The organism is Streptomyces sp. ISL-43 (assembly GCF_018614195.1).
In the GTDB taxonomy this organism is placed as follows: domain Bacteria; phylum Actinomycetota; class Actinomycetes; order Streptomycetales; family Streptomycetaceae; genus Streptomyces.
In genome coordinates, this window is sequence record NZ_JAGGOT010000002.1 from 78,509 (window position 1) to 92,477 (window position 13,969).

The following is a 13,969-nucleotide window of genomic DNA, read 5'->3' on the forward strand; positions in this document are numbered from 1 at the left end:
TCGCAGTGATGATCAAGGTCGTCAAGGGGAACCCGACCCCGGAGGAGCTGGCCGCCGCACTGGCGGTGGTCCAAGCGCGCGCGGCGGCGCTGGCATCGGTGCCGCCGGGCGCGCAGCGGGTGGCGGACGCGTGGGCCGCGCCGGTCCGGGTGGCCCGGCGGACGCTGCCGCGGCCCGGTCCGGGCGCGTGGGGGCGTACGTACTGGCCCTCCTAGGCCTCCCAGGCCTCCTGGGCGCTCTCCGGGCCGCCTCCTGGCCCGGGCCGGCCGAAGAATGACGCAAACCGGCGTGGCGCCTGAGTACCCGTACTCAGGCGCCACAGCCGTTGCCGGGGCCAGGATCGGGGAATGCTCTGGTCAGACCCTGAAGACGAGCCGCCGAAGGACATGCGCGAGGCCCAGGCGATGGTCCGGCGGATGACGGTGGTCGTCGTCATCGCCATGATCGTCGTGGTGTACGTGCTCGGCCTGGGCGGATTCTAGATCGCCTCCCGGCGGCCGCCCGGTGATCGCCGCCCGGCCGCGGCCCACGCACCCCGCGTGCCGGCTGCGGCTGCCCGGAGACCCCCTCCCTGCGGCGGCGAGCCCGGACGCCCCCTCCCGGGCTGTGGCAGCCCGCCGCCCGGGCCGCCCTACGATGGCGGACATGACTGCCGAACACCGCCCCGACGCCCGCCACTCGCTCGTCCTCGCCTCCGCCTCGCCCGCCCGGCTGAACTTGATGCGGCAGGCCGGGCTCGCCCCGCACGTGATCGTCAGCGGCTTCGACGAGGACGCCCTGACCGCCGACTCCCCCGCCGAGCTGGCCCTCGCGCTGGCCGAGGCGAAGGCGGCCGTCGTGGCGGCCCTGGACGAGGCCGCGGGCGCCCTGGTGATCGGCTGCGACTCCGTGCTGGAGCTGGACGGCGAGGCGCTGGGCAAGCCGGCGGACGCCGAGGAGGCGACGGCCCGCTGGAAGTCCATGCGCGGGCGCGCCGGGGTGCTGCGCACCGGGCACTGCGTGATCGACACGGCGACGGGCCGCCAGGTCTCGGCCACGGCGTCGACCACGGTCCGCTTCGGCGAGCCGACGGACGCGGAGGTGGCGGCGTACGTGGCGAGCGGGGAGCCGCTGCACGTGGCGGGGGCGTTCACCCTGGACGGGCTGTCGGCGCCGTTCATCGAGGGCATCGACGGGGATCACGGCAATGTGATCGGGATCTCCCTGCCGCTGCTGCGCTCCCTGCTGGCCGAACTGGGCGTGTCGATCACGGACTTGTGGGCTTGAAATCCCCGAAGTCCCCGAGCAGCGGGTGACCCGGCGGCGCGTCCTGGACCTCGGGGCCGCCGCCGGCGCCGTCCGCGCCCCGGGCGCCCGCGTCGGCCCCGCGCGCGTCCTTGGCCGAGTAGAGCATCAGGCTCGCCACCAGCAGGCACAGGATCGCCATCATCACCCCGAAGGCGGGCCAGCCGACCAGGCCGACGACGAGGGCGCCGAGCAGTCCGTGGGTGACGGCGGCGGTGACGAGGAGCACACGGGCGAAGGTTCCCGGCGCCCGGTCGCGGATCGCGGCGACGGCGAGGAAGACGGCACAGAGCAGCAGGAAGCCGCCCATGCCGGCGCCCATCGCGTAGGTCGCCTTGGACATGACGGACGGATCCATGCCCGCGATGGACATCGACTGGTTCGCGGTGGTCCGGCCCAGGACGAGGTGGACGAAGGCCAGCACCGCCCCCTCGGCGACCAGTACGACCGCGGTCGCTCCGGCCACGGATCTCCGCAGCACCACGCCACCCACACCAGCCACGACGCCCCCATCCCCCACAAGCACAAGCCTGTTCGACGCCAGGAGGCTACTAACGGGTAATCCTGCCGACAAGGGGCCGGGACCGCTTCGTTACGGTGGGGCTCCCACCCGATGACCGCCCGGCATCGGCGTGGCGTCGGTCCGGCGTCGGTCCGGCATCGGCGCGGGTCTCCTCACGGCGGTCACGCAAAGAATGAATGGGCCGTTCGTAGGGACTCGACAAAGAATCACCCGGGCCCGCTGACCTGGCGGACAGAGACCAGGACCGCGCGACAGGGTTACTGTGCAGTCGGGGATCCCCCTGACTTGGGGCGCCGCATGGGTTTTTTCGACTCCAGTCAGACTCGAATCACACTGTGTGTGGGCAAGGTCACCTCTGGGGAAGGGTCGAAAGGCCGTGTGGGCTGTCCCTAAACTCAGCTTGTTTCAAGGAGGGAGCCATCGTGCGCAAGGTGCTCATCGCCAACCGTGGCGAAATCGCAGTCCGCGTTGCTCGGGCCTGCCGGGATGCCGGGATCGGGAGCGTAGCCGTCTACGCCGATCCGGACCGGGACGCTCTGCATGTCCGCGCGGCCGACGAAGCTTTCGCGTTGGGCGGTGACACCCCGGCCGCCAGCTACTTGGACATGTCCAAGATCCTGCAGGCCGCAGCCGATTCCGGTGCGGACGCCATCCATCCCGGATACGGCTTCCTCTCCGAGAACGCCGACTTCGCGCAGGCCGTCATCGACGCGGGCCTGACCTGGATCGGCCCGCCGCCGCAGGCGATCCGCGACCTCGGCGACAAGGTCGCCGCCCGCCACATCGCGCTGCGCGCCGGCGCGCCGCTCGTGGCCGGCACGCCCGACCCGGTCTCCGGGTCGGACGAGGTCGTCGCCTTCGCCAAGGAGCACGGGCTGCCGATCGCGATCAAGGCCGCTTTCGGCGGTGGCGGTCGCGGTCTGAAGGTCGCCCGGAACCTCGAAGAGGTGCCGGAGCTCTACGACTCCGCCGTGCGCGAGGCCATCGCCGCCTTCGGTCGCGGCGAGTGCTTCGTCGAGCAGTACCTCGACAAGCCGCGGCACGTCGAGACCCAGTGCCTGGCCGACTCCCACGGCAACGTGGTCGTCGTCTCCACCCGTGACTGCTCGCTGCAGCGCCGCCACCAGAAGCTGGTGGAGGAGGCCCCCGCGCCGTTCCTGAGCGACGCGCAGAACGCGGAGCTCTACGCCGCCTCGAAGGCGATCCTGAAGGAGGCCGGCTACGTCGGCGCGGGAACCGTCGAGTTCCTCGTCTCCGCCGACGGCCTCATCTCCTTCCTCGAGGTCAACACCCGCCTGCAGGTCGAGCACCCGGTGACCGAAGAGGTCGCCGGCATCGACCTGGTGCGCGAGATGTTCCGCATCGCCGACGGCGAGGAGCTCGGCTACGGGGACCCGGTCATGCGCGGCCACTCCTTCGAGTTCCGCATCAACGGCGAGGACCCGGGCCGCGGCTTCCTCCCGGCGCCGGGCACCGTCACCAAGTTCGCCGCCCCGTCCGGCCCGGGCGTCCGCCTCGACGCGGGCGTCGAGAGCGGCTCGGTCATCGGCCCCGCGTGGGACTCCCTGCTCGCCAAGCTCATCGTTACGGGCGCCACGCGCGAGCAGGCCCTGCAGCGGGCGGCGCGCGCGCTGGCCGAGTTCGACGTGGAGGGCATGGCCACGGCCATCCCGTTCCACCGCGCGGTCGTCGCCGACCCGGCCTTCACCTCCGACCCGTTCACGATCCACACCCGCTGGATCGAGACCGAGTTCGTCAACGAGATCCCGGCGTTCGTGGTTCCCGCCGTGGACGACACCGAGGACGAGCCGGGCCGCGAGACCGTGGTCGTCGAGGTCGGCGGCAAGCGCCTGGAGGTCTCCCTCCCGTCCTCGCTGGGCATGACCCTGGCCCGCACCGCCGCAGCCGGCGGCGCGAAGCCCAAGCGTCGCGCGGCGAAGAAGTCCGGCCCGGCCGCCTCCGGCGACACGCTGGCCTCGCCCATGCAGGGCACGATCGTCAAGGTCGCGGTCGAGGAGGGCCAGCAGGTCAACGAGGGCGACCTGATCGTCGTCCTCGAGGCGATGAAGATGGAACAGCCGCTGAACGCGCACCGGTCGGGCACGATCGTCGGCCTGTCGGCGGAGGTCGGCGCGTCCCTGACGTCCGGCGCGGCCATCTGCGAGATCAAGGACTGACCTCCGCGGCTCCAGCGACACGAAAGACGGCCTGTGCACCCCTTCCGGGGCGCACAGGCCGTCTTTACGTCGTGCGCGGACGACCGCTCAGCGGGTCAGCGATCAGCAGGCCCTTCGAGCTGATCATTCTCGAAATGAAGCTGATCGACCACGTCGAGGTCTCCCTCGGTAGTGACGACCACGATCCACGACCTGTCCACGGCGAGGAAGTAGTGGTGCTCGGGGATTTCAAGCAGTTCGGCGACGACCGGGGCGCAGACGGCCTCGGAAAAACGTACCCCGTAGGGGGAGAGTCCGTCTCCGACGTGGTCGACCGTCGAGTCCGGGAGAGTGCGCAGAGCCACTTCCCTCACCGTCATTTCAGCAAGCTGCACTTCATCGGAAACACTCCAGTGCGCATGCTGTCCTTGCACGCGGGACCAGTCGATTTTCGATCCCGCGACCGGAAACCGAAGGTCCAGCCAGTCGAAGACGACCGAAGCATCGCAGCGCTCCAGACCTTCGAGCGGCGGGGCCCCGTACACGGTGTCCGCCCAGTAGTTTTCAGTCATCATCAGCATCCAAACCGGCTCTGGATCCTCGTCACGGTCGACTCGGTCGCTTTGAACTCATAGTGCGGACCCTTTTCTTTCCCGCTCCATACGTTGATGTGGGCGCCACTACGCTCGTCAAACTCGATCCGGAAGCCCGTCTTACCGTCACCGGTCTGCATTCCGATGGGCTGGCCCTTGATCGTGCCGAACTTGCCGATCGTCGGCTTTTCGGCATTGAACCCACGCGCCTCAAGCCATGCCAGCGCCTTGTTCATCGCCTGGTTGTAATCATCCTCGCCGCCACCGGCATTGTGCACGAGTACCGGCGTGGCGCCTGCCAGCACATAGTACGTGTGGAGGTCTGCGACGGTCAGGTTGTACGTCTTGTCGGCCGCCTGGTAGACGAGCGTGCGAGCGACCGTGACGGTCGCGCCCTCGTCCGTGCGGAGCGTTGTGCCCGGCTTCAGCTGATCGGCGTCGAGCCAGGCCCGATCGGATTCCGACCAGAACGGGTGGTGGCCCGTGGTGGTGATGTCGCGAATTCCGTCAGGAGTGGAGACGGAGATGTCTACGTAGGTCTTGTCGTCTTCGGTGAGGATGGTGGCGGTGACGGATTTCGCCGCGGTCTCACCCGATTCGGGATCCGTCGCGAGGACCCGGTCCTCGGGTTCGAGTTCCTCGATCGGCTTCGTGGAGCCGTCGGCCATGAGGACTTCGGTTCCGGCGACGAAGCTGTTCGTCGCGCAGAACCGGGGCCTTTCCTTGCCCCCGGACCCGATACCCGCGCGCCCTGCCGCGTACCCGAGCCCCTTGGCGATCTCCTCTCCCACGAGCTCGGATTCATTGGGCTCGTAGAGGGGGCTGTCGATTCCCTTGCCGGAGACCGCCGCCTCGTCCCACGTGCTGCACGTCACGAAGTCGCAATAGTGCTCGCTGAAGTACTCGACCTCCTCGACGGAAGCCCCGTACATCCACATCTTGTACGCGACCTGCTTGGGGACGCTGTGAGCGGTCGGGTCGTACTTGACCTGCATCTTGTGCAACTCTTCCTTGGAAGTGTTGCTGGTGTTGCGGACGTACTTCTGACCCTCGGTGAACATGTCCACGGCGCGGTCGTAGGACTGCTGCGCCTGCCCGACCACACCGGAACCGTAGTGCTGGGCGTATTGGCGGTTGATGGACTGCTGCCGCTGGGCGGCCAGGTTCTGCGAGACGATCTCGTCGTACCGCCTGCCCTTGCTGACGGGCTGGGTACCCCGGTTGGTGCACACGTACATGCCGCTCATGCACTCTTCGAGTGCCATGCCCGTCGGGTCCCAGTTGGTGAGGGGATTGCCGTTGGCGTACGTGTAGCCGTTCATCTGGAGCGGGTCGGTGATGTCGATGAGCGGGTCCACCGACAGGAAGCGACCCGTGACGGGGTCGTACTCACGGGCCCCGATGTGGGTCAGGCCGGTCGAGGAGTCGTCGACGCCCGTGCCGAGGAAGCCACGGCTGCCGGGCCAGCCGTTCACCACGGCGCCCCGGGTGTTGCCGTACGGGTCGGTCTTGCGCCGGGTGATCTTTTGTCCGGCGGACTGGTCGACGGAGGCGGTGGCCGTGTTGTGGTGGTCGGCCAGCAGGACGTTGAGCTTGTGGCCGGTCGGCTTGCCGTACGTGGTCCGGACGGTGGTGGCTCCGGGGCCACCGTAGTGGCGGACCGCGTCGATGGCCCGGCCGGTCTTGTCGACGGTGATCTCGGCTTCACCGAGGTACAGGGTCCGGGAGCTTCCGGTTTCCTCGATCAGGCGGTTGCCGGCCGCGTCGTAGATGGAGGTGGTGGTGGTGTCGAAGCTCCACTGCTGGGCCGGGACACCGCCCGCGGCACACGCGTAGATGTGGAGGTCGTTGCCGTCCGCGGGGTTGTCGTTGGGAACGGTGACGCAGGCGTTCGCCGCCGCGTTGTACAGCGTCTTGTCGGCGGGACGGTACGTGAACGCCTGCTTGGTGCTCCCGTCACACGTCGCGAGGCGGGCGTACAAGCCGTCGGCCGTGAGGCACTTGCCCAGGGCCCGTACCGTGTCACCGCTCAGCTTCCACTGCTGCGCCTTGGTCTCGTTGCACGGGTATAGCTGGACGGGCGTGCCGTCCGCGGTGGAACCCGACTGGACGTCCAGGCACTTGCCCGCCATGCCGATGACCGAGACCGCGCCGATACCGGGGCTGCTCGCCGTGGTGAGCTGGTTGCGTCGGTCCCAGGTCAGGTTCTGGGTGTCACCGTCGATCTTGCGGCTCTTGGTGTTGCCGGAGGCGTCGTACTCGTAGGTCGCGAGCGAGTTGACCGTGGAGTTGGCCGTCTTGAGGGTCTTCTCGGCCTTGGAGAGTGCGTGGGGCTGGATGGTCGTGGGCGGCTGGGTGCCGTTGGCCGCGACCTTGACGCCGTAGGTGTACTTGGTCTCGTCGTCCAGGGCCGCGTTGGTGAGGTCGTGGTCGACGAGCTTGGTGCGGTTGCCGATCAGGTCGAACTGGTATTCCTGCCAGTAGCCGTCACCGTCCGGACCGGGGGTGACCTCGGTCAGGCTCGGAGCGGGGCAGTTCGCGCTCTTGCCCGTCCAGGCCTTGCTCAGCTGCCCGACCGCGTCGTACGCGAAGCACTGGCGGTCGACCCGGCCGCCGGTCTGGGTGTCCGTGATGGAGGTCGGGTTGCCGACCGTGTCGTAGGTGTAGGAGAGGGCCGAGATCCGGTTCGGGTTGGCGGTCTGGCGGTCGCTGATCGACTGCTGGACACGGCCCGAGTTGCGGTCGTACAGGTTGGTGGTCCACACCCGGTTCGGTGCGTTGCCGGAGGCCGTCCGCAGCACCTCGCCGTACGGGCTGTAGACGATGTCGGCCGTGTACCAGGAGAGGCCCGAGAAGGTCTTGGGCATGCCGTCCGCGTCGTAGCGCGTGATCAGCTTCTCGGCTGCCAGACCGCCCGGCGTCGCGGGAACCGTCGTCGACTGGACCTTGCCCCGCGGGGTGTAGGTCGTGCTGTAGGCGTAGGTGCCGGCCAGCCCCTTCGTGGCGGGCACGTCGGGGATGGTGATCTTGCTGCCGGTGGGACGGTACTCGGCGTCGTAGCCGGTGACCTCGCTCTTGTACTCCACCGCACCCTCGTAGTGGGTGGACGCCACGGGCAGTCCCTTGGCGCCGGTCAGGGAGTCGAACGTCCAGGAAGCCACCAGGGGGCCGTCCGCCGCGTTGTCGCGCAGCTCGGTCGTGCGGCCCAGTGCGTCGTACGTCGTGAACTGGGTACGCCCGGCGGAATCGGTGACGGAGACCTTCTGGTCGAGGTTGTTGTACGTGTAGGCCGATGTTCCCGTGTCGGGGTCATCGACCGCGGTCGTCCGGCCGCGGGCGTCGTAGGCGTAGGCCCACTTGTTCCCGGCCGGATCGGTGACCTTCGCCAGCTTGCCGCGCTGGTCGTAGCTGTAGGAAGTGTCCTTCCAGGTCGTGAGGTCGGTAGCCGTGTAGTCCTGGACCAGCGAGGGCCGGCCGGACGCGTCGGTCCAGGTCTTGACCGCACGGCTGCCCGGCAGCGGCGCGGTGCCGTCGGCCGACATGCCGGTACGGGTGAGCGTCCAGTCGCCCTCGTACCTGTTCGTGTTGGAGTACTGCGCCACGTCGGCGTACAGGGTCGTCACACGGACCGGGCGGCCGACACCGTCGTAGGCCGTCTTCGTGGAGTTCGGAACGTGGAAGACGGTCTCGGGGACGAAGATCTTGTTGTCCGGCTTGCCCTCCGCGTAGTAGCCGTTGTTGGTCTGGCTGACCGTGCCGTTCTGGTTGTAGAGGGAGTCGGTGATCAGACGCCCACCGCCCAGGGCGTCCTCCTGGGTCTGGCGCGGTCGCAGGCGGCCGTCGTAGATGGTCACCGAGCTGGCATAGGTGCCGTTGTCCCGCAGGGTCCGGCTGGTGACGACCGGGGTCTGCTGCTCCGCGATCTGGTAGTCGAACGTCTGCGAGGCGGGGTCGGTGACCTTCTGCGAGGACGTCCAGACGGCCGTGGTCCTGCCCAGGCCGTCGTAAGCCAGGGTGGTCTTGCGGCTGTTGGTGTCCGTGGTCTCCAGAACGGTGCCGCGGCCCGGATCGGCCTTGACGGTGTTCGTGTGCCCGGCGGGGTTGGTCGTCTTCGTGCTGAACGGGACGCCGGTGGCCGGGGTGAACACGGTGCTGGTCACGTTGCCGGCCGGGTCGTAGACCTTGACGTTCCGGCCGAGCGCGTCGTACTCGGTGCGCGCGGTGGGCGTCCAGCCGGTACCGGCCGCGTCATTGCTCTCGACCTGGACGGGCAGGCCCTTCACCGGGGCGGTCCCGAACGCGTTGAGCACGTCGTACGAGGTGCGCAGGTCGGAGAGCGTCGCGGCGGTGCCCGCCTGGGCGCAGTCACCCGCGGTGGCCCGTACCCGCTGGGGAAGGCCGATCAGGTGCTTGGCCGCATTGTGCACGTAGGACGTGACCGTGCAGCTCTGGTCGGCGACGACCGAACCGCCGGCGCCGTCCTCGGCCCGGGTCTCGGTCTGGGCCGACTGGAGGAGACCGTAAGTGGCCTCGAAGGTGTTCAGAGACCTGGCCACGCGGAAGGCGCCACCGCTGACGGACTGGATGGTGTCCGTACGGGACACGTTGCTCCGGTACGCCTCCAGCGGGGTGGTGCCGTCCCGGGGCCGGGTGGCGGTCTTCTGGCTCCAGGGCCAGGTCAGGACGCGCTTGTCGACGCTGCCGCCCGCCTGGGTGTAGGTGATGGCCTCCGCAGGGCTGCCCTGGTGCTGCGGCAGGTCCTCGCCGAGCGTCTCCTTGTCGGTGGAGTCCTTCAACATGATCTTCGGACGTCCCGCGTCGCCGGACATGCCGCGGAAGAAGCGGGTGCGGGTCTGGGACTGGACCGTCGCGTCGCTCTTGCCCGTGTTGGCCGTCACCCCGCCCTTGGTGAGCACCGACGCGTAGCCGCGCCACTGTCCGTACGTGCGCAGTTCGGGCTTGGTGAACTCGTCGGTTTCCTTGGCCCAGGCCGGGTCACCCTCGTAGGTGTAGCTGGTGACCACGTCGGGCTGGCGGGCGACCCGGTCCTTCTCGACCACGCGCTCGACGACGTACTTGTTGAACCAGGCCAGCGGGGGCTTCTCCAGGTCGGTGTCGGGCGACCAGTGGACGGGGAAGCAGCGGGTGGTGTTCTCCTCCGGCTTGGGGTGCGTAGTGCCGACCGCGCACGGGTCGGAGTAGTCCACGTAGACGTCGCCGCCGATCTCGGTGCGGATGGTCTCCACACGGAGGCGGTCGAAGTCCGGGGTGGCGTCGTTGGGGCCGGTGGCGACCCGGTTGGGCATGTCCTGGAGGTTGGCCTGGAACGTGGTCGGCGGCAGCGTGATGCTCCGCTGGTTGCCCGCTTCGTCCTTCTGGGTGCCGTAGCCGGTGCGCGTGACGGACTCAAGCCACAGGGGCGGGTGTGTGTCGGTGCGCTGCTTGGGGAACGACTGGGTGAGGCTCCAGCGGTCCACCATGGAGAGGGCGGTGGAGCCTTCGGTTCGCTGGCCCCAGGTGGTGACCGCTGTCAGGCGCTTGCGGGTCCAGAAGCTCGGCGAGGTAGTGAAGCAGTCCTTGGCGTCGACCTTGCAGTGCAGGGCCGCCGGGGTGTCCCACCAGGGCTGCTTGTCACCGTAGTTCTTCGACTCGAACTCGGTGTCCGTGCACTTCGCGGAGCCCTCTTTGATGCAGCGCTCGTCGATGGTGAACTCGACCTTGGCCGCCGGGGCACCGGAGAGGTTGCTCGCGCGCAGGCCGTAGGTGATCTGGCTCGGGTAGCCGCCGCGGGTGTAGGAGACCTTCGCCTGGAACTTCTCGTTCTTGGCGTAGTGGTTGGTCTCCTTCTTCCAGTCGACGATCATCGCGTTGCCGTGGAGGTCCTCGACGTAGTCGAGGTTCCAGCGCCAGCCCTGGGTGCAGGAGGAGTCCGCGAACGCGGCCTGGTAGCAGGGCTCACCCGAGTGGTTGCCGAAGACCGGGACGGTGAAGACCGAGTCGGTCACCGCGCGGGTGCCGGCGCCGTCCACGTCGTGGCGGCCGAAGAAGTACCGGGTGCCGTCAGGGGTGGTGACGACCCAGTACTCGCCGTCCTTCGCGCCGTTGACGACGGTGGCATCCGTCTGGCGCTCGACCTTGGACCCGTCGTCGGACGCGGGAACCCACTGGCCGGAGGTGGCGTCACGGACCAGCTCGGTGGTGCTGCCGCCGAGCGACATCACCATGTTGTCGCCGGCCCAGCAGAGGTCGCCCTTCTTCTTGTCCGTGGTGTTGTCGTTGTTCGGCTTGCTCGGCACGGCCTTCAGGTCGGCCGAGCAGGTGCGGTAGCGGCGCTCGATGTAGCCGGGTTCGTAGCCCCAGCCGTCACCGATCCAGGAGGCCTGGCTGTTGGCCACGGACGTCTTCCCGTCGACGGACTGCGACGAGTAGGTGAAGGCCAGCTTCGGAGCGGGCCCGGCGGGAGCTTCGGGGATGCCGAGCGGGTAGGACCACGAGAAGTCGCCGCTGTTGCCGCCTGCGGACCAGCTTCCGGAGGGCGCGAGCGGGGTCGCGCCGTACGTTCCACCCGGGCCCGAACCGGAGTCGGACGCGGCGAGGACCATCGGCCCGCCGCCCCCGAGGGCCATCGTGCGCATGCCCTGGCCCGGAGTGGTCGCCGGGTCGACCGTCGCACGGACGGTGCCGGTCGCCGGGTCGTTGGTGCTGGGCACCGTCTTCGTCGTATTGCACTCCGGGAGCAGCGGAGTGGTCAGGAAGCACTCGGGGAGCTGCTTGATCTCCAGGCGCGTCGCCCAGTCGGTCCCGTAGAGGTCCTTGAACTGCTTGTAGTCCAGTTGGACGTCGACCGGAGTGGAGGCGTCGGCGGGCGGCGTGACCGTGATGAGCGCGCCGTCGATGTTGGCGGCTTCGGTCGCGGCGCGGGCTTCGACCGCCACCGACCAGGTACCCGACGGGGCGGGCGGGGTCGGGTTGCTCTCGGTCGGCGAGGCCTTGCCGATGCTGACGGGGAGGGACCCGGCCTGGACGAGTTGGTCGCCGGCCAGGGCGACGTCCACCGTTCCCGCGGCGGGCGGGTTCAGTTTGGACGGTTCGTAATCGGCGGGCGGCTGGGCCGGATCGCCGGACCACCCTTCGAGTTTGGCGGCCTCGATCTTGTCGAGCTTGGCCTTCAAGTCCACTTGCAGGCCCGGCAGGTCGACCCCGGTGCGGCTGCCGGGTGGCGCGGCCCAGGACTGGGAAGGCAAGAGAGATGCGACCAGCATCACGGAGACCGTGATGCCTACGCGCCCGGCAAGGCGAGCGCGTTGAGCGCGCGCCTTTCTGTTTCCGGGCAGGCGAAAACTGTCCGCCGACAACGGCGACATTGAACCCCCCACGCTCTGCCGCCACAGCAAAGCGCGTGCGCGGCAGGAGACTGACAAATAGCCAGCTGATTCTGTGGCCACTCGATCGGAAACACCATCTCCACCATCTTTATGTGCCCTTTATCACTCGATCATGTGCGCATCCTGGAGTAATGGGCGGAAATCCCCCTCATTGGGCAGGGGGTGTGTCGGTTGCGGGGCGTGCCGTTCGGCACCGGATAGCCCATGCTCAACTCGCGCGTCGATCGCGTGACGGGCGAGCGGGGAGCGGACCTTTCACTCAGGCGACGGCCGAAGTCGTTTTGTGACTGCCGAAGGCTGCGGAAGTGCAGACCCAAGGAGGGGAGAGGAAGAGTCGTGAGTTTGAATGATTCCGTAGGCGAGAGCTCGCCAACAGCCGGCGCGGATACCGCTGTTGACGCACCTGACCGTCGTTGGTTCCAGCGTCGGAGGGCAATGGGTGGTCTGGCCGCTCTGCTGGCGGTGGCCATCGCGGTACCGGTTGCCGTACAGGTGGGCGGTGGCGCCGGGCGGGAGAAGAAGCCCGCCGCCGAGGGGGCCGGGGCGCCGGTCACCGCTTCCGAGGCGCGCAGGCTGGCCGCGGAGTCCGGGAAGGACGTCGAGGTCACGGCGGAGCGCAGTCCCAACACGACGACGTGGGCGCAGTCCGACGGTCTGTTCAAGAAGCAGATATCCAGCTCGGCGGTGCGTGCCAAGGTGGGTGACCAGTGGAAGCCGGTCGACACCGACCTGGCGAAGGCCGAGGGTGGCTACGCCGCGAAGGCGGTGAACGGCAGCGTGGTCTTCAGTGCCGGGACCGCCGGTGCCGCGGTCGGTGACCGGGCTTCGCGTGGCGTGGTGCGTTCGGCTCTGACGGTGGACGCGCCCGGCCAGGTGTGGACGGAGCTGGTCCGGCTGGGTGTGGATGGGCACGAGATGACGGTGAGCTGGCCGGGCGTGCTGCCCGAGCCGGTCATCGACGGTCCGCGCGCGCTGTACGAGAACGTGCGCCCCGGTATCGACTTGCTGATGACCGCGCAGGACGGCGGCTACTCGCACCTCCTGGTCGTCAAGGACAAGACGGCCGCGGCGGATCCGCTGCTGGCCGAGCTGAACTACCGCCTCGCCTCCCCCGATCTGTCGTTCCAGTTGGACGGAGAGTCCGGTTCGCTCAGCGCGCGTGACGCGAAGGGCGAGGAGATAGCTGGTTCGCCGTCCCCGCTGATGTGGGATTCGTCGGGGAAGGTAGCCACCACGGACGATGCGCCGGCGTGGAAGCCTTCGGCGGCCGCGAAGAAGCATCCGACGCTCGGTCTGGCGGGTCTGGCCGGTGCGGAGGGCGCGCACCTTTCGGTCGCCGCGGCCTCCTTCGCCGGCAACACGCTGTCGCTGAAGCCTGACGCGGCGCTGCTGAACGCGGCGGACACGGTGTATCCGGTGTTCGTGGACCCGTCGTTCAAGGGTCACAAGCGCGCCTGGTCGCTGCTGTACAAGACGGCCGGGAATTCGAGTTTCTACAACGGCCAGAACTACAACGCGAGCGGCACGAACGAGGCCCGGATCGGCTACGAGTCGACGTCGGGCGGCACGTCCCGCTCGGTGTTCAACTTCGACTTCGGCAGCGAACTCCACGGAGCCGGTATCCAGTCGGCGAGTGTGCGGGCCCTGCAGACGTACTCCTGGTCCTGCACGCGGAAGGATATGGACATCTACTCGACCCCCTACGTGGGTTCGTCGAGTACGTGGAACAACACGACCGGCTGGTGGGGCAACAAGGTCGCCACCGAGAACGCCGGTTACGGCTATAACAGTTCCTGCCCGGACAACTGGGTCGCCCCGGACATCAAGGGACTCGTATCGCAGGCTGCCAGCGGCCGTTGGGGTGCGCTGTCGCTCGGTTTCAAGGCGCCGAACGAGTCGGATTCGTACTATTGGAAGAAGCTCCTCGCCAACGGTGAGAGCGCCCCGTACATCGAGGTCGTCTACAACACTCCGCCGGACGTCCCGCTCGCGCAGAACATGAGCACCTCCCCCGGTGGTCCGTGCCTG

General features: G+C 68.6%; 8 protein-coding genes. 5 read left to right on the top strand and 3 right to left on the bottom strand.

The window, feature by feature from the left end; all coding sequences use genetic code 11:
* Positions 1-5: 5 nt before the first annotated feature.
* From J7F03_RS01020 to J7F03_RS01025, 3 genes are all read left to right on the top strand, one after another.
* Positions 6-215, top strand: a complete 210-nt coding sequence (locus J7F03_RS01020; RefSeq protein ID WP_214946695.1) for an acyl-CoA carboxylase epsilon subunit — start codon at positions 6-8, stop codon at positions 213-215.
* 132 nt (positions 216-347) lie between these two features.
* Positions 348-482: a morphogenic membrane protein MmpB gene (mmpB, locus tag J7F03_RS41855; RefSeq protein WP_285440370.1), complete on the top strand. Its 135-nt coding sequence runs from the start codon at positions 348-350 to the stop codon at positions 480-482.
* A gap of 154 nt (positions 483-636) precedes the next feature.
* Positions 637-1,266, top strand: a complete 630-nt coding sequence (locus tag J7F03_RS01025) for a nucleoside triphosphate pyrophosphatase (protein WP_214946696.1) — start codon at positions 637-639, stop codon at positions 1,264-1,266.
* Here J7F03_RS01025 and J7F03_RS01030 read toward each other — a convergent pair.
* Complete coding sequence (locus J7F03_RS01030; protein ID WP_214946697.1) at positions 1,247-1,786, bottom strand: hypothetical protein; 540 nt, start codon at positions 1,784-1,786, stop codon at positions 1,247-1,249. The two genes, J7F03_RS01025 and J7F03_RS01030, sit on opposite strands and share 20 nt — an antisense overlap.
* 443 nt (positions 1,787-2,229) lie before the next feature.
* On the opposite strand from J7F03_RS01030, the gene J7F03_RS01035 reads away from it, so the two are divergent.
* Entirely contained in the window at positions 2,230-3,984 is a 1,755-nt protein-coding gene (locus tag J7F03_RS01035; protein ID WP_214946698.1) for a biotin carboxylase N-terminal domain-containing protein, read from the top strand.
* A 95-nt stretch (positions 3,985-4,079) separates the two neighbouring features.
* Here the strand turns inward: J7F03_RS01035 and J7F03_RS01040 are convergent, their stop codons facing one another.
* Both J7F03_RS01040 and J7F03_RS01045 read right to left on the bottom strand, forming a co-directional pair.
* On the bottom strand, positions 4,080-4,535 hold the full coding sequence (locus J7F03_RS01040) for a hypothetical protein (RefSeq protein WP_214946699.1): 456 nt from the start codon (positions 4,533-4,535) through the stop codon (positions 4,080-4,082).
* 2 nt (positions 4,536-4,537) lie between these two features.
* Positions 4,538-11,818 (bottom strand): ricin-type beta-trefoil lectin domain protein, encoded by a 7,281-nt coding sequence (locus J7F03_RS01045; RefSeq protein ID WP_214946700.1) that lies wholly within the window; start codon positions 11,816-11,818, stop codon positions 4,538-4,540.
* A 558-nt stretch (positions 11,819-12,376) separates the two neighbouring features.
* Between J7F03_RS01045 and J7F03_RS01050 the strand changes: the two genes are divergently transcribed.
* Positions 12,377-13,969: DNRLRE domain-containing protein (locus tag J7F03_RS01050; RefSeq protein ID WP_214946701.1), on the top strand; the 1,593-nt coding region annotated here is incomplete at its 3' end.

Bases quoted from the DNA above. Each gene is read 5' to 3' on its own strand.
- J7F03_RS01045 (WP_214946700.1), bottom strand. From the start codon at position 11,818: ATGCTGGTCGCATCTCTCTTGCCTTCCCAGTCCTGGGCCGCGCCACCC.
- J7F03_RS01040 (WP_214946699.1), bottom strand. From the start codon at position 4,535: ATGACTGAAAACTACTGGGCGGACACCGTGTACGGGGCCCCGCCGCTC.
- mmpB (WP_285440370.1), top strand. From the start codon at position 348: ATGCTCTGGTCAGACCCTGAAGACGAGCCGCCGAAGGACATGCGCGAG.
- J7F03_RS01025 (WP_214946696.1), top strand. From the start codon at position 637: ATGGCGGACATGACTGCCGAACACCGCCCCGACGCCCGCCACTCGCTC.